Source organism: Mesorhizobium sp. M1409 (genome assembly GCF_040317535.1).
GTDB lineage: Bacteria > Pseudomonadota > Alphaproteobacteria > Rhizobiales > Rhizobiaceae > Mesorhizobium.
The window spans coordinates 22,937-38,270 of the sequence record NZ_JAMYKV010000037.1; the positions used below are offsets into that span (position 1 = coordinate 22,937).

The 15,334-nt window shown below is 62.6% G+C and carries 18 protein-coding genes; 7 read left to right on the forward strand and 11 right to left on the reverse strand.

What is annotated here, in order from left to right; all coding sequences use genetic code 11:
• Positions 1-72: 72 nt before the first annotated feature.
• From NKG99_RS24520 to NKG99_RS24545, 6 genes are all read right to left on the reverse strand, one after another.
• Entirely contained in the window at positions 73-906 is an 834-nt protein-coding gene (locus NKG99_RS24520; protein ID WP_352871351.1) for a cyclase family protein, read from the reverse strand.
• Positions 907-988: 82 nt separating this feature from the next.
• Positions 989-1,420 (reverse strand): type II 3-dehydroquinate dehydratase, encoded by a 432-nt coding sequence (locus NKG99_RS24525; protein ID WP_352871352.1) that lies wholly within the window; start codon positions 1,418-1,420, stop codon positions 989-991.
• A gap of 5 nt (positions 1,421-1,425) precedes the next feature.
• Positions 1,426-2,727, reverse strand: coding sequence for a TRAP transporter large permease (locus tag NKG99_RS24530; protein ID WP_352871353.1), 1,302 nt, complete (start codon positions 2,725-2,727; stop codon positions 1,426-1,428).
• Positions 2,724-3,176, reverse strand: a complete 453-nt coding sequence (locus tag NKG99_RS24535; protein WP_502911006.1) for a TRAP transporter small permease — start codon at positions 3,174-3,176, stop codon at positions 2,724-2,726. Before NKG99_RS24535 ends, NKG99_RS24530 begins: the two co-directional genes overlap by 4 nt.
• Positions 3,177-3,332: 156 nt before the next feature.
• Complete coding sequence (dctP, locus tag NKG99_RS24540) at positions 3,333-4,316, reverse strand: TRAP transporter substrate-binding protein DctP (RefSeq protein ID WP_352871355.1); 984 nt, start codon at positions 4,314-4,316, stop codon at positions 3,333-3,335.
• A 59-nt stretch (positions 4,317-4,375) separates the two neighbouring features.
• Positions 4,376-5,260: a shikimate dehydrogenase gene (locus NKG99_RS24545; protein ID WP_352871400.1), complete on the reverse strand. Its 885-nt coding sequence runs from the start codon at positions 5,258-5,260 to the stop codon at positions 4,376-4,378.
• A gap of 188 nt (positions 5,261-5,448) precedes the next feature.
• On the opposite strand from NKG99_RS24545, the gene NKG99_RS24550 reads away from it, so the two are divergent.
• Positions 5,449-6,132 (forward strand): TetR/AcrR family transcriptional regulator, encoded by a 684-nt coding sequence (locus NKG99_RS24550; RefSeq protein ID WP_352871356.1) that lies wholly within the window; start codon positions 5,449-5,451, stop codon positions 6,130-6,132.
• A gap of 90 nt (positions 6,133-6,222) precedes the next feature.
• Here the strand turns inward: NKG99_RS24550 and NKG99_RS24555 are convergent, their stop codons facing one another.
• The 3 genes from NKG99_RS24555 to NKG99_RS24565 form a co-directional block, all read right to left on the reverse strand.
• Complete coding sequence (locus NKG99_RS24555) at positions 6,223-6,474, reverse strand: hypothetical protein (protein ID WP_352871358.1); 252 nt, start codon at positions 6,472-6,474, stop codon at positions 6,223-6,225.
• 270 nt (positions 6,475-6,744) lie between these two features.
• The gene (locus tag NKG99_RS24560) at positions 6,745-7,047 is read right to left on the reverse strand and encodes a DUF1330 domain-containing protein (protein ID WP_352871359.1); all 303 of its coding nucleotides are present in this window, start codon (positions 7,045-7,047) and stop codon (positions 6,745-6,747) included.
• 134 nt (positions 7,048-7,181) lie between these two features.
• Positions 7,182-7,439: a PilZ domain-containing protein gene (locus NKG99_RS24565; protein ID WP_352871360.1), complete on the reverse strand. Its 258-nt coding sequence runs from the start codon at positions 7,437-7,439 to the stop codon at positions 7,182-7,184.
• Positions 7,440-7,709: 270 nt separating this feature from the next.
• Between NKG99_RS24565 and NKG99_RS24570 the strand changes: the two genes are divergently transcribed.
• The 5 genes from NKG99_RS24570 (at position 7,710) to NKG99_RS24590 (ending at position 11,446) form a co-directional block, all read left to right on the forward strand.
• Positions 7,710-8,150 (forward strand): hypothetical protein, encoded by a 441-nt coding sequence (locus NKG99_RS24570; RefSeq protein WP_352871362.1) that lies wholly within the window; start codon positions 7,710-7,712, stop codon positions 8,148-8,150.
• 104 nt (positions 8,151-8,254) lie between these two features.
• Positions 8,255-8,866 (forward strand): hypothetical protein, encoded by a 612-nt coding sequence (locus tag NKG99_RS24575; RefSeq protein WP_352871363.1) that lies wholly within the window; start codon positions 8,255-8,257, stop codon positions 8,864-8,866.
• Between the two features lie 222 nt (positions 8,867-9,088).
• Positions 9,089-9,406: a hypothetical protein gene (locus NKG99_RS24580; protein WP_352871364.1), complete on the forward strand. Its 318-nt coding sequence runs from the start codon at positions 9,089-9,091 to the stop codon at positions 9,404-9,406.
• 53 nt (positions 9,407-9,459) lie between these two features.
• The gene (locus tag NKG99_RS24585) at positions 9,460-9,960 is read left to right on the forward strand and encodes a DUF6496 domain-containing protein (RefSeq protein ID WP_352871366.1); all 501 of its coding nucleotides are present in this window, start codon (positions 9,460-9,462) and stop codon (positions 9,958-9,960) included.
• Between the two features lie 346 nt (positions 9,961-10,306).
• Positions 10,307-11,446 (forward strand): DUF4432 family protein, encoded by a 1,140-nt coding sequence (locus tag NKG99_RS24590; protein WP_352871367.1) that lies wholly within the window; start codon positions 10,307-10,309, stop codon positions 11,444-11,446.
• Positions 11,447-11,525: 79 nt separating this feature from the next.
• Here the strand turns inward: NKG99_RS24590 and fhuB are convergent, their stop codons facing one another.
• Positions 11,526-13,574 carry a Fe(3+)-hydroxamate ABC transporter permease FhuB gene (gene fhuB / locus NKG99_RS24595; protein WP_352871368.1) on the reverse strand — a complete coding sequence of 683 codons (2,049 nt, stop codon included), beginning with the start codon at positions 13,572-13,574 and terminating at the stop codon, positions 11,526-11,528.
• Entirely contained in the window at positions 13,567-14,445 is an 879-nt protein-coding gene (locus tag NKG99_RS24600; RefSeq protein WP_352871402.1) for an ABC transporter substrate-binding protein, read from the reverse strand. The genes fhuB and NKG99_RS24600 overlap by 8 nt, the downstream gene beginning before the upstream one ends.
• 476 nt (positions 14,446-14,921) lie before the next feature.
• Between NKG99_RS24600 and NKG99_RS24605 the strand changes: the two genes are divergently transcribed.
• A complete protein-coding gene (locus NKG99_RS24605) occupies positions 14,922-15,269 on the forward strand; it encodes a hypothetical protein (protein ID WP_292188085.1) in 348 nt (115 codons plus the stop codon).
• Positions 15,270-15,334: the final 65 nt, after the last annotated feature.

Here is a 15,334-nt window from a genome sequence, read left to right on the forward strand (position 1 = left end):
CGCGCCGCAACGCCCTCGACCCAAAAGGATCGAGGGAAAAAACGACAGACTCGACGCGGTCTTGTTGCGGCATCATAGGAGCGCGATCATCCGGGTAGGACCGCCGGTGGCGCCCTTCACCTTGGGGATGCCGAGGAAGAGACGCGTCCCGGATTCCGGAATCGCGTCGAGATTCGCCAGGCATTCCACGCCCCAGCGACCGCTTCCCAGCCATTCGTAGTGAACTGGAAACGCTCCACCCGAATTCAGCCCGGTGTCGAGCGACAGCGTGTCGACTCCGATGCCCTTCACCTTGCGCTCGTTGATCAGCATCTGCGCCGTTTCGATGTGGAAGCCTGGTGTGTGATTCTTCTTCTGGTCGTCATTGCCGGTGAATTTCGGATCACCGACCAGTTTGTGCCAGCCGGAATTCATGACGACGCAGCATCCCTCCGGCAGCGGACCGTTTTTCGATTCCCACGCCTTGACGTCATCTGGCGTCAGCGACGTGTCGACATTGTCGGCGGCGGGGGCGGCTATGTTGATGACGGCGACCGGAACGATGAGATCCGAGATCGGGATCAGATCGGCCGTCAGGCCGTCGGCGGAGAAATGGATCGGCGCGTCCATATGCGTGCCGCTGTGCTCGACGATCGTCCAGCGATTGAGGTTCACCTTGTCCTTGGCGAAGGTGACGAGTTGCTCGACGGTGAACCATTTGTCACCGCTGAAGGTCGGAAATCCTTCGTAGAGGGCATGTGAAAGATCGACCGTGTCCGTGAAACCTGCTTGCGCGGCGCGTGCCGGCTGAACCGTCGGGAGCGTTGCCGCGGCGGCGGCTCCGAGGCCGAGGGTGAATCCAGCCTTGAGCAGGCCGCGTCGCGTCGCGTTTTCGCAGATCGAATGAAGGCACCCTGGAGGACACATGTGGCTTTTCCTTCCCCTGTTTCGTTTGAGATCGCGAGTACCGACGGCGTTCCGGCAAACACTGGGTCTGCCGGCGCGCCGCTCACGCCGCCGTCATCTCCACCAGTGACTGCACGGCGACGCGATATCCCTTGGGTCCAAGCCCGGCCAAGACGGCGGTCGCGACCTTCGACACCAGCGAATGGTGGTAGATCTCCTCGCGCCTGTGAATGTTTGAGATGTGAAGCTCGATGATCGGCCCGGAAAACATCTTCAGCGCATCGAGGATCGGGATCGATCTGAAACTCAGCCCGGCCGGGTTGATGACGATGCCGACGCCCTCGTCGATCGCTTCATGGATCCAGTCGACAAGCTGGTGCTCCGCATTCGACTGGTGGAAGCGGATCGGTCGCTGTCCAGCCGCCTCCCGGCACATCGTCTCGATCTCGGCAAGCGTGGTCGTGCCGTAGATTTCCGGCTCGCGCTTTCCCAAACGGTTCAAATTGGGGCCATTGAGGATGAAGATAGGTTTCATGGCGTTCACCCCTGATATCCGAACAGCCGCGGCAGCCACAGCACCAGCCCCGGGAAGAATGTGATCAGCACCAGCGCGCCGATCATCGCCCACAGGAACGGCAGCACGTCGCGCACCAGGTCGCGCAACGGCACTTCGGCGATGCGTGTCATGATGAAGAGCAACAGCCCGTACGGCGGCGTTATCAGGCCGATCATGATGTTGACGACAACCATGATACCGAAATGCACCATGTCGAGGCCGAGGACCTTAGCGGTCGGGATCAGTACCGGCACGACGACCAGCAGGATGGTGGTGCCTTCGAGCAGGCAGCCGAGGATCAACAGTATGACGTTGACGAGGATCAGGAAGCCGGTCGGCGACAAGTCCCATGCTTTCAGGACGGCAGCCACGGTCTGCGGAATATTCTCGACGGTCACGACATAGTTGAAGATGAGGGCACCGGCGATCAACATGCCGATCGAGGCGGTCGTGCGCGCGCTGGCGAGCACCGAGCGGTAGAAATCCCCGAACGAGACGCTGCGGTAGAGCACGACCGAGATCAGCAGTGCGTAGGCGGCGGCAACGGCGGCCGCTTCGGTCGGCGTGGTGACGCCGCTGTAGATGCCGCCGAGCAGCACGACAGGCATCATCAACGACGGCAACGCCTCCCAGGTGATGCGCGGCAGGTCGCGTACGGGCGTCGGCTTCTCGACGGGGAAATTCAGCCGGCGCGCATCGAAAAAGACGATGCCCATCTGCGCCAGGGCCATGAGCAGGCCGGGAATGACGCCGCCGAGGAACAGGTAGCCGATCGAGGCGTCGGAAACGAGCGCATAGATGACCATGGGGATCGACGGCGGAATGATCGGGCCGATCACGGCAGTGACGGCGGTCAGCGCCGCGGCATAGCTCGCCGGATACTTGCCGTCCTTGGTCATCAGCTGCTGCATCATCTTGCCGGAGCCGGCGGCGTCCGCGATGGCCGAGCCGGACATGCCAGCGAAGATTATCGACTGCACGATGTTGACGTAGGCGAGCCCGCCACGGAATCGCCCGACGATGGCGTTGCAGAAGACCATGAGACGATCCGTCATCGAGCCTATGTTCATCAGCTCCGCCGCAAGAATGAAAAGCGGCACGGCGAGCAGGATGTAGTTGGTGTACATGCCGTTCAGGATCTGCTCGGCGGCGGTGCCCATGTCGAGGCCGGCAAGCAGCAGATAGAAGATGGAACTGGCGATCATGGCGTGGCCGATCGGCAGGCCGAGGAACGACAGCGCGATGATGGCGATGATCGTGAGGGAAAAGGGACTGGTAAGGCTCATACGCCCGACCCCGCCTTGGTCGGGTCGAACTCCTTCGGCGCCTTGCCGAACATCGCCTGCCAGGAGAGCCATAGGTAGCGGACGATCACTGCGATGACGAAAATGACATAGATCGAATAAAGCCAGTCGAAGCGGATCTTCATATAGGCGGTGCTCTCGACCTTCATGAAGGTGACGTAGTCCCAGACCGCCGGGAACGAGATGCCATAGAGAACGATCAGCGCCGTGGCGGAGATCAGGAACATGACGCGCCGCGCGCCGGGACCGACGGCGGAATAGATCAGGTCGAAGCGGATTTCCTCTTCCTCGCGCACGACAAAGGCGGCGCCGAACAGAACCAGCCATATCCAGAGGATAACGCTCAGTTCATTGGTCCAGCCGATGGGCAGGTTGAGCAGATAACGGAAGACGATTTGCAGAATGAAGGCGGCAAACATCAGCCCCAGCATCGCGGCCAGAACGTTCTCTGCGCGGCGATAGAGCCAGCGGCCGGATTGTCTAAGCTGCCTTTTCAATGGACTTATCCCGTTCTTGCCGGCCTCGCGCCGTTGTCATCGCGAGGTCCGGCTGACGCGCCAGCGGCCGGACCTGTTCGCTGTCCGCGCCTAGAGCGCGTTGATCTTGTCGACCATGCCCGCCGGCCAGTCCTTGGCAAGATCCGAAGCGAGATACTGTTCCTGGACGTGCCTGCGGAAGGCGGCGACATCCGGCTCGTAGATCTTCAAGCCCTTGCCCTTGAAAGTCTCGACGAGTTCCTTCTCGTGGGTCAGGTGTTTCTCGGTCGAGAAGTCGATCGCCGCGTCGGCGGCAGCCTGGACCTTCGCCTGCCTGTCGGCGCCCATCTCATCCCAAACCTTCTTCGAGATGCTGAGAAGGTCGAAGCCGACGAGATGCGAGGTGAGCACGATCTGCGACATGACCTCGTAGAACTTCATGTTTTCGACGTTCGGCAGCGGGTTGTCCTGACCGTCGATCGCGCCGGTCTGCAGGCCTGTATAGACCTCGGCATAGGCCATCGGCGTTGGGTTCGCGCCGAGCGCCTTTCCCAGGAACTGCCAGGCATCACCGCCAGGCATGCGCAGCTTGACGCCGGCGAGATCGGCCGGCGTCTTGATCTTCTTGTCAGGCTTCAACCCAACCTGCCGGACGCCGAAATAGGTCGGGCCGAGCACCTTCACGCCAAGCTGGTCCTCGGTCATTTTCTTGAGTTCCGCACCCGACTCACTTGCGAAGAACGCTTTGAGGTGAGCGGCATCCCGGAACAGGTAGCCGGCCGTCACAATCGACCACGCCGGAATCTGCTTTGAGATGTCCTGCGGGGCGATGTTGCCCATTTCGAGGTTGCCGCGCTGGATCGCGACGAGTTCAGTGCCCTGCTTGAAGAGGTTACCGCCATAGTAGCCTTCAAAGGCGAAGTCGTCCTTGATGGCATCGGCGAACATCTTCATCATATCGGCGCGGATGTCCTGCTCTGAGAAAACGGCCGAAAAGCGCAGTTTCGGCTTGTCCTGAGCGAAGGCCGGAAAAGAGCCGGCGGCGAGAATTCCAGCTCCAACCAGGAACCGGCGACGTGTCGTTGTGAGGTTCATTTTAGTCCTTCCTCCCTTTTGCGATACGAAGTGACTTCTGAGTGAAATCCGGTTGATCTCTATTCGGGTGGCGCGCCACCAAACGCCGAGAAAACCGCCTTCATACGATCCGTGTCCGGCGCGGTGCCGGTGAACAGCTCGAATGCTCGCACTGCCTGGAATATTGCCATGCCCTCACCGCTAAGCGTGCGGCAGCCACGGCGGCGCGCCTCGGCAAGCAGCTGGGTTTCGAGTGGAAAGTAAATGATGTCGGCCACCCAGCAGCCGCGCCTCAGCAGAGCGGAATCGATGGGCATGCCGGGAAGCTTGTCCATGCCTACAGGGCTCGCGTTGACGATCCCGTCGGCTGCTTGCGATGCCTCGACGATGTCGGTTACGGCTTCGACCTTGTCTGCGCCGAACCGCGACGACAGCCGGTCGGCGAGCGCGGTCGCGCGAGCCGTATCGATATCGCCGATCATCAGCCTGCCGACGCCGCTCTCGAGCAGAGCGTGGCCGACCGCCGCGCCCGCGCCACCAGCGCCGAGCATCACCACGCGGTCGCGTGGAGCGAGCGCCATGCCGAGGCGGAAGCTTTCCTTGAAACCCCACATGTCTGTGTTGTGACCGACGCGCCGTCCGCCCCGCAGGACGACCGTGTTCACCGAGCCGATAGCCTGCGCTGCGTCGGACAGCTCGTCGAGAAGCGGAATGATCTCCTGCTTGTAGGGGAACGTGACGTTGAATCCGTCAAAGCCGAAGTACTCGGCAAAGTCGACGACCTCTGAAAGCCGCGGGGGCACGACGCCCATGCGATCGGCATCGAGAAGGCGATAGATATAGGCGATTCCGTTCGCGCGGCCCTCAGCCTCATGCATGGCCGGCGTGCGGGACTGCTGAATGCCGCGGCCAAGCAGCCCGACCAGAATCGGTCGGGAATCGGCGACCGCCTTCCTCTCCGTCATGACCGCGCTGGCGGCTGCTGATACCAATCAGACCTCCGGGACGGCAACCACGCTTTCGCATGCTCCTCGTGCCATCGGGGCGCACTTTGTACTGTCTGGTTAATTTCGTCAATGACTTTGTACAAGCCGGTTAATTTCATTATCTCAACGCCCGGTGTAATGTTTGCGCAGTGAGGGCAAGGTCATCCATGGACGACAAGACAAGCGGCAGAAACGGCTGGAAGCAGGATCCGGCGGGAGTCCGGAAGAATATCCTCGCGGTGGCAATGGCGGAATTCGCCGCCAACGGGCTATCGGGAGCGCGCATCGATGAGATCGCGGCGAAGACGAATACGTCAAAGCGCATGATATATTATTATTTTGGCGACAAGGAAGGGCTGTACGGTCGCGTCCTCGAGGAAGCCTACCGAGAGGTGCGGGCTGGCGAGCAGGAACTTGAACTCGATCACCTTCCGCCCGTCGAGGCCCTGGGACACCTAGCCGAGTTCACGTTCGACCATCATAGCCGCAACCCCGATTTCATTCGCATCGTCATGATCGAGAACATCCACCACGGGGCGTATCTGGAGAAATCCGACCTGATCCGCTCGCTTAATGCCGGCGCGATCCAGAAGCTGGAGGCAATCTGCCGCCGCGGGCGGGAAGCAGGCCTGTTTCGGGACGATGTCGAACCGCTGGAGTTGCACTGGCATATCAGTGCCCTGAGTTTCTTCAACGTGTCCAACCGGGCAACCTTCTCCCACATCTTCGGCGACAGGCTCTTCAGCGCCGACAGGCAGCAATTGCTTAAAAAGCACCTAGTTGAAATGGTTGTCGGCCTTGCCGTTACCCAACCGGCGTCACAGCGCGGTGAAGCCTGGCCCTGCCGTTAAGGACATTTTGGACACAACGTCGCGCTATCGAGACGCATCCGCCCGCCACAGTGAAGCAGCGGGCAAAAACCGCCAAGTGGCAGCCTCGGCCTAGGTTTGCTCCGCAGGTGTTTCTTCGGGCGGAGGCGTCAAAACCGTGATGTCCATTCTGGCGATCTTCGATGCGGCATTACCCTGCGAGTTAGGATCTGTGTCGCCCGTTTCGACAACCATTGCCTTGGCGCGATGTCCTACGCTGTCGGCGCTCTTGCCTGGCGCGAATCCTTCGCCCGTTTCCGGTTTTGCCGCTTTCAATTGAGTTTCCGGTACCTGCCGATGCTGACTTGCAATTGCCGAAACCATCGATTCCCCCTTTGGTGAGGGCACCATGGTATCTGCCGTGGCTGTTGCGAGACTTACCATGCGGAAAGCCCGCCACCGATGGCAGCGGGCCGTTATTCCCGACCGGAAAAAAGAATTGGAGTCCTTGCCCCTCGATAAAGCCGGGGAAATCGTGGTCGGTCGTATCAAGTTCCCGCCCGTCGTCGCCTTCTTCCCCAATGAGGCGACGGTTTTCTTCGTCGGTCAACGACCGGCTTTGTGTCTGATGACGGCGCCCCGAGAACGAGATCCTCACACAGCGGGTGTTGCGATCCCCTCAAGCGCAATGATCCTGGTGCTGGCGCAACGCTTGCGGATCTCGATAAGGCGGGAATATTCGGGCGAATTGTACCAGCCCATCAATGACGCCATGTCGGGGAATTCGATAATAACCAAACGGTGTGGCTCCCAGTCACCTTCCAGAACCTTGGTCGCACCGCCACGACCCAGGTATCGCCCGCCGTAGCGCTCCTCGGTGGCCGGAACATCCCGCCGGTATTCCTCGAACACGGCAGCATCTTTTACGTCTACATCCGCGATCAGATAGGCGGCCATTTGTGCTCTCTCCCTCTCAACAGCGGCCGGAGCCTTGCGCACTCCGAACTCACGAACGCGAGATTAGCTCGGATTTGTCAACGTCGGCCATACCCTTCGTCGAGCAGGCATTCTGACACTCCGCATTCCCGCCGCTAATAGATCTGCAGGCCAAGCCGCTCGTTCCTTCGCCACCGCACCACGGCACGATAGCTGGCGTCGTCCGCGGGGACGTGAAGGACGAAACGGTCGGGAATTGTGGCGCCGGGGTCCACCCGCAATTCCGCACCATGAACATGCTGATTCCTGACGGAGCATCCGATGTTGGCATCGTCGGTGATGATGGTTGCGTCCTTCAGAACAATCCCACGTGAATGAGAGCGTCGCTCGATGTGCTGATCGGTGGGACCCATTTTATCATTCCTCCCGGAAGTCCTGCAGCGAGGCGTGGCGCAGATTCCTGGTCGAAGAGTCCGCATCGAAGGGGTGGACGAACTTCAAACACATGAATCGGCTCACAAAAACCGCCATCCAATTAGCTTGCGCTAAAATGGTTCCGGAACGTTTACCGCACATTGCCGAGTGAAACGACTTTGCGCAGATTTGGGCTGCCGGCGGATTTGATTTGCTTGGTGATCCCCAAACCTTAGGGCAAACTGCCTGCCGGGGCCGCAGGAGGAGAAATGAGAGCACGCGCAGCAACGCTTGGGGATCTGGAGGATGTCTTTCGCGGTCTGTCCAAGCGAATGTCGGATGAATACGTGGCGGCTGGCAAGGACAGCAAGATCGCCTACGACAATCTGATGATGAACTTGAAGGAAGGCCGTGCGCACGCGCTTGTCGAAGGCGACAAGGCCGTGGCGATCATCGCCTGGCATGAGAACAGCGACGCCGCCGATACGCTGTTTGCAGCGCGGGAGGATTTCTTCCGTGCCTCGACCGTTCGCTTTTGCAAGCGGCATATCAGGCATATCCAGGCACTCGCCGGCAACCTCCCCATCCACTCGCGCAGCTGGCTCCAGGGACCGGATGTCGCAAGATGGTTTGGCGTCATCGGCTACGTCGAGCGCGGCCAGGACAATGGCGCCACTCTGTACGAGCTGCCGCCCGCTCGCATCGGCTAAGCAACCCTGGCTGGTGAAGGTCCTTCACCCGGCCGCAAACGCCGCCTCCACCTCGCCCGCACAGGTTCGTCGATGCGGGTCACGGTCTTCGGCTCCGGGCGCCTTTGCTCGGCGGCGTTCTGGAATGCCTCAGCAAGCGGCTTGCGCCGGGCGCCAATTGGCGGGATGTTATGGCAGGGCAACCGGGGGTCAAACCGGCACGCCGAGATCGATATGGCTGCTGGAAAATGTCACGAACTTGCTTCGCCTTTCTTGCCTTTGTTGCGTTGATGAGGCCGATACAGGCAGGCGAGTGGATGTCTCATCTGCTTGACCGCTCCAGCCTGGCGACCGCCTATGTTCGCCAAGCGGATCTTGTGACCGCATACACGACCGCAATGGCGCGCTTCCGTCTGCAGTTCGCGGGGCGTGCCGGCGAAACCAACCTTGCGGTCCCTCTCGAACCACTGCTTTTGCGAGCGGAATTCCGTGCGCGGACATGGCGCTCGGCGGACGGCAGCCTGTTGCAAGGCTTCGCCGGCAAGGGCGGCTTCCGGCTGACTACCGGAAACTGCCTGGCGCGCATTTGCGCTGCCAGCGAATGCAGCGATGCCGGTTGGCCGGTTTACGCCTGCAGCGACGGAGGCAAGCGCAAGATGTCCGTCACGGATTTTGTGACGGCAAGCTTCGGCGGCGTCTCCTACCGTCGATTGAGCGCCTCCCCTTCACAGGAATGACGGCGCGAGGCGCCCGACCACCTTGCTGCAGCGTTCCGCAAAGGGCGGTATCCTTCACCCTCACCGCAAAACGCCGCCTGCACCGCGCGATTGACCGTCACTGGCAGGATCGACATGTGGTTTTCGCCGGCATGCGGTTCGAAGCTCGCGCGCACGCCCAATAGATGGCGGGGCTCGCCGCGATCCTCTGGAAGGCAGAGGGCCGCTTGAAGGCCCCGAAGGATGGCCGTAAAGCGCCTGGCGGCTTGCATCGACCGTGACCCGACTGGCGACCCACGGCTTCAGCTCGTCCTCGATGAAGGCAAGGAATTCCCCTGCCCCACCGGTCTGGACTTCGGGCGCGAGAAGGAGCTCGCCATCGTCCCTGGCGCGACGCATCTGTTCGAAGAGCCTGGCGCCCTGGACGAAGTCGCGGACCTCGCCAGCCGATGGTTCTCGCGCCATGAGTTCGGAGAGATCGGCGTCGACATCCTGATGGCCGCGCCTTGGATCACCCGGTGCGGGATCATTTGCGTCCCCAACGCGTTAGGACCTCCGTAGGACAGCACCTGCAACCCGAATGGCTGTCGCAACCCTTATGTGGGAGAAAGACAATGCCGGATAAGAAGACCATCGAGAAGGCCCGAAAGGACAAGCGCGAGGGCAAGTCGCCGAGCACCCAGGCCGGCGAGTTCGTGCACGAGGAGATTGACAAAATCCGCCACGGCGAACACGGCGCGCGATCGACCCAGCAGGCCATCGCCATAGGACTTTCCGAGGCAAGACGCGCAGGCGTAGACCTGCCCCCGCCCAAAAAAGGCAAGGTGAAGGAGAGTACGCGCAAAAGCGCCGAATACGCCTACGAGGCCGGCCAGGGCGAACGCAGGCCGAAACGCCGCCCGCGGGTCTCGAAAGCCGTCTCCAATGTGCTTGAGCACGAGCCGAAGAGCACGGCGTCGCACGAGGCGCTCTCGCAGCAGGCCAAGCGTGCGGCTTCGCGCCGGACGGCTGAGGAGCGCTCGGCCGCCGCGAAGAAAGCCGCCGAAACGAAAGGCGCTCGCGGAAGGAAGCAGGCAGCGCAGAAGGCCGCCAGAACGCGAGCACGCCACGCTTAGTTCAAGACGGCAGATCGAGCCGCGGACGCGCAAGCGGCATATCAGGCACATCCAGGCGCCTGCCGGCAACCTCCCTATCCACTCGCGCAAAGCTGGCTCCAGGGACCTGACGTCGCCAAATGGTTTCATATCATCGGCTATGTCGAGCGTGGCCAGGAGAACGGCGCCACCCTGTACGAGCTGCCTCCGGCCTCAGCCAAATAGAATCGGGGCTTGTTGCAAAGCGCCGCGAGCGATACAGGCGAAGATGCCCTCTCCCCGGGTACCGAGACGCTCCGCCATCAGCCGTCCTGGCTGAGTCTGACGCGCTGCCGTTGATTTCCAGACGTTTCGTGCGACTATCGGCATGCGCCTGCGACAGATCGAGGTCGAAACAATGTATCCCGAGTATTCCGATCACGTCTTCGTCGACCTCGCACCCGAACTGTTCAGCCAGTCGGAAACAATCGTGGCGCGCTATCGCGGGCTTCTCGCCACCGCCTTTCGCTATCGATCCGGCGTTGCCGGTCTTCGGATCAGCAACGCAGTGGGCGAAATTGTCATGCTGCCGTTTCAGGGTCAGCAGATCTGGGACGCAACGTTCCTCAACCGCTCCCTGACCATGCGCTCGATGTTCGACGAGCCCGTCGCGACCCGCGACTACCTCTCCAACTACGGCGCGTTCTTCATTCACTGCGGCGCCACCGCGATGGGCAATCCTGGCCCGGATGACCGCCACCCGCTTCACGGCGACCTGCCAAATGCGCCCTATGGGCATGCGCAACTGATCGCCGGCAGCAATGCCGAGGGGCCTTTCATGGCGTTGACGGGGCACTGCCGACAGACCGTTGCCTTCAGCCACGACTATTTGATGAAGCCTACCGTGCGGCTGCAGCGCGACGGCACCGGCGTGGCCGTCGACATTGCCATCGAGAACCTGAAACGCTCGCCCATGGAGCTGATGTACCTGTCGCACATCAACTTCAGGCCGGCCGATGGCGGGCGCCTGATCGACACCGTCGCCGATGATCACGCCGACATTGTCGTGCGCCAAGTGCTTCCGCCCTTTTTTACACCGAGCGAAAGCTACCTTGCCTATCGCGACGCCGTCGTAGCCGACCCTTCGCGGCATCGCATATTGACCAAGGGCGAGCCGATCGATCCCGAACTCGTGCTGACGATGAAGGCGAAGGCAGACGCCGAGGGCTGGGCGCACGCTTTGCAGGTCCATCCGGACCGAACGGCGGATTTCGTCAGCTTTCGCCCCGACGAGCTCAATTATGCCGTGCGCTGGATCACGCGCGGTTCTGATCAGGACGCGCTTGGCCTCGTGCTGCCGGCGACCGCCGAACCGGACGGCTATCTTGCGGCGAAGGAAAGAGGTCGCCTGGTTTGCGTCGCGCCGGGGGAAATATTCCGCTGCGCCCTGCGCTTTGGCGCTATGAACGCGGAGGAAGCCACACAACGAGAACAGGTCATTGCAGCGTTGAGGAGTGAAGGCCGTTAGCCAGAACCCCTCACCGCAAACGCCGCCTGCACCCGCGATTGTCGCTTCGCCATTGCCCGCCCGAATTCGTCGGTGCGTATCACCTTCGCAGCAGCCACATCAACACCGGGCCGCCGATCAGCGTGGCGACGAGACCGGCCGGAATCTGGCGCGGGAAGATGGCTGTGCGACCGATCCAGTCGGCCGCGACCATGATCAGCGCGCCGGCGAGCACCGCGCCAATGGCTTGCGGCAGGGCACGGGACAGGCCAAGGCGTCGGGCAAGATGCGGCGCCATCAGGCCGATAAAGGTCAGCGGACCGACGATCAGTGTCGAGGCGGCGGTGAGTGCCGCGACCATCAGCAGCACGAGAAGCCGCGTTCCCTTCAAGTTGATGCCAAGGCCTTGCACGGCGGCGGAGCCGAGCGGCAGGATGTCGAGCCAGCGCATGAAGAGAGGCGCGAGCGCGAAGAGGCAGACGGCGATGCCGCCGGTCAGCAGGGCGGCGCTGACATCGACGCCATAGGTCGAACCGGTGAGCCAGTTGAGCAGCAGCATGGCGCGAGGATCGCCGGTGGCGGTGAGCACCAGGATCAGCGCGTCGAACAAGGCCGTCAGGGCGACGCCGGCGAGCAGCAACCGCTCCGGCGCATAAGCGGCACGGCGGCCGATCGCCAGCGTCATCAGCAAAGCGGCGAAGGCGCCGATGGTTGCCGCCGCCGTCTGAACCGGGCGTCCGGCGTCGGAGAGCGCGAACAGCGCCACTATCATGCCAAGCGCGGCACCGGCGCTGATGCCCAGCACTTCGGGACTGGCCATCGGATTGCCGGTCAGCCGCTGCATCATCAGCCCGGCCAGCGCCAGCATGGCGCCGGCACTCAGCGCGGCAAGCACGCGAGGCCACCGCCACGACAGTAGGGGCCGGAGTTCATCGCCGAAAGCGAAGGTCCAGCCATGCGGCCCCGGCCCATAGAGCAAAGCCAGCCCCAGCAGCAAAAGCAGACCCAGGCCGATCGCCGCCAGCACGAGGCCGGGCCGGCTTGCGCGTGGCAGCGGTTCGGCCGTCAAAGCCGGGGTTTCCAACCCAAGCGCAAGGCGCGGCAGCAGCCAGAGCAGCAGCGGTGCGCCGAGAAGCGCGGTGATCGCTCCGGTCGGCAGCAGGTCACCTTGCGGTCCGGTCGCGATCTGCACGGCCTGGTCGGCCGCCCACAGCAATGCGCCGCCGATCAGCGGCGCCATCACCAGCTGCTGACCCAGCCGTCGGGCACCACCGATGCGCGCCAAGGTGGCGGCGGCCAGGCCGACGAAACCGATAACGCCGACAGCGGCAACGACAAAGGCGATCAGCGCGACGGCGGCCGCCAGTCCGGCGAAGCGGTAAGCGCCGAGAGGCACGCCAAGGCTGCGCGCGCCTTCATCGTCGAGGCCAAGCAAGGTCAGCGGCCGCACCATGAGGAAGATCGCCAGCGCAGCAGTGCCGATGCGTGGCAACAGCCACAGTGTCGTCGACCAGTCCTGCTGGCCGAGCGAACCGGCGCCCCAGATGAACAGGCTGGCCAACCATTCATGCCGCAGCACAATAAGAGCGGCACCGATGGCGCCGGCATAGAGGCTGACCACAAGCCCCGCCAGCACCACCGAAAGCGGCGACAGGCCCTTGTGCCAGGACAGAGCAAAGACGGCGGCAAAGGCCGTGAAGGCGCCGGCAAGCGCTATCCATTCGCGGCCGAAGGCAAGCAGGGACGGCGACAGAAGCGTCGCCAGTGCCAGCGCCAGATAGGCGCCGGCCGAGACACCGACCGTTTCGGGCGAGGCCAACGGGTTGCGCAGAACCTGTTGCAGGACCGTTCCGGCAAGCCCGAGCGCCGCGCCACACAGGAGGCTGACGGCAAGCCGGGGCAGGAAGGCGTAGTGGACGAGCACCTGCCGCATGTCGGCGACGTCGGGGGCGGCGAGCGATTGGAGCCAGAGCGCCGCCGGCAGCTGCACCGTGAGGTTTGAGACGGTTGCCGCCAACGCTGCCGCGAGCAGCATGGCGCAAAGCAGGATCGCGCCTACGGGCTGATTGCCAAGAAAGCTCCACGGGGAGGCCCGGCCGGCCGACGCGGGCTTTCCCTCCTGAGCGATGGCCGCGGCATCCTCAGCCACGGGCGGCCTCCGCGATCATTGCCGACGCCAGGACCCGGGCGAATCGGGCGGCTGACGGAAGCGCACCGAACATCAGGACAGCGGGAAGGCGCATGATCGAACGGTTGCGCACGAAAGGCATGGCGTTCCAGACCGGGCTTTCGGTCAGCGTGCCGCCGGCGCCCTCGGGCAAGGGTTCGAGATAGGCAAGGCGTGCGTCGCTGGATGTCGCCAACCCGTCGACGCCGACGGTTGAAAACCCCCAATAATTGGTCTCGGCCGTCCAGGCGTTGCTGAGCCCGATGCGGTCGAACACCTCCTGAAACAGACTTTTCTTGCCGTAGACGCGCACATTGCGCGGATCCATGAAGCTGACGACATAGATCGGCCGCGCCGACAGCGGCGCCAGCTGCCGGCGGATGTTCGAAAAATACGCATCCGTCGCCGCGATCAGCGCTTCACCTTCGCTTTCCTTGCCGACAAGCCTGGCAAGCTGGCGGGTTGCCTCGAGGGCGCGCCGATAGGGCTGACCGGCTTCGGTATAGAGCCCGATCGTCATCACCGGCGCCACGCGTTCGAGCAGCGGCTTGATGCCGTCGAGATACGGCGTGGAGAGGATGATGTCGGGCTTGAGCTGCTGCAACAATTCGAGGTTGGGCTCGAGCAGCGTGCCGAGGTCGGCGATCTCAGGCGGCAGCGGCGGCTCGACCACCCAGGTCTCCCAGACTTGACGGTCGGCAATGGCAACCGGCGTTACACCCAGCATGAGCAAGGTCTCGGCCAGCCCGTCATCCAGGCAGACTATGCGCGGCCGGCGGGGTTCAGCCGTCGCCGCGGACGCCATGCCGGCGAACGGCAACGTGAAAAGCCCCACTGCCTGGCGCCGGGTCATTCGGCACGTATGATCGGGCATGGCTCTCGGCTGGAGCTCTCGGTCTCTCTGCAATGCTGCGCGCCTGCTTTTCGATCTAGTCTCCAAGTTGACTATGAAACATGAGCTTAGTAGTCAACATTGAAGGGACTCCGACAGGTCTGCTTTTTGTTCGACCGAATGTCAGGCGCAACCGTCCGCTGGCCGCAGGCGATTCAGCCTGCCCGTGCGACACCACGCCCACCGAAAATCGCAGCCCGCGAAACCCAATCCACGTGCCGAATCATTTTTCCTCCACGAATACATTCCATGATAGAGGGACGGCCATCGCCGTGTCCGGGATAGCCAGAGACCCAAAGACGGCTAGGGGCGCGTATCAAAAAGCCGGCGGCAGCCGCCGCCAGAAGGCGTCAAAGACCGGTCGAACGCATCAAGGCGGCGCGATCGGGTTGCACTCGGCAAGGCTTGATGGTTTGTTGCCGCTACACGGAGAACGAATGATGCGAGAGCCTGCCGGTCAAGACGAATATGGGTCGACGAACCCCTTCGATCCGGACGACCTGCCGACGTTGAACGCGATCGGTCCGAGCATGGGAAGTGGCAACGATTTCGAGAAATACGCCGTTGCCGTGATCATCGTGTTCGGCGCGCTGATCATTGGCGGGCTGATGGCCGCATCGATGGTCTTCGGGCACCGCAACGGCTTCCTCTTCGCGCTTGGCGGCGCCACGTCCGCCTGGATATCCGGAAACGCGCTGCTGCTCGACCGGCCGCGCATCTACGCGCTGTTCGTCGGCATCGCCGCCTTGATGCTGATTGCCTCCACCATCACGCTGGTCCTGTGACAACCATCGCGGCTATGCGCCAACCCGCTTGAGCAGCGAGCGATCAACCCGAATCGCTACGCTGC